Below are 252 nucleotides of genomic sequence, written 5' to 3'. Positions count from 1 at the left end.
CCGCTGGTGGTAAACCACGACGGCGTCAGGCTGACAAAGCGCGACGGTGCCGTAACGCTGGACGACCTCGCCGCCGTCGGGATTCCTGCCGCCCGGGTGCGCGACCTGATGCTGGAATCGCTCGGCCTGCCCGGTGGATCGCTACAGGACGCCCTGGCGGAATTCGATCCGGCAAGGCTTCCCGAAGAGCCCTGGGTGTGGATAACTCCGCAGGCCTGAACGGCGCAACCCGTAGGCTGGCTGGATGCATTC

At 66.7% G+C, this 252-nt stretch carries 1 pseudogene; it reads left to right on the top strand.

Annotated elements, in window-relative coordinates:
* Positions 1–219 (top strand): annotated as a pseudogene (locus ACPYOG_RS20110) (tRNA glutamyl-Q(34) synthetase GluQRS); the annotation flags it as partial.
* Positions 220–252: the final 33 nt, after the last annotated feature.

Source organism: Leifsonia sp. HAY1-4F, from assembly GCF_056755275.1.
The sequence above is the reverse complement of the archived record's forward strand: the minus strand, read 5'-3'. Positions and strand labels throughout refer to the sequence as shown.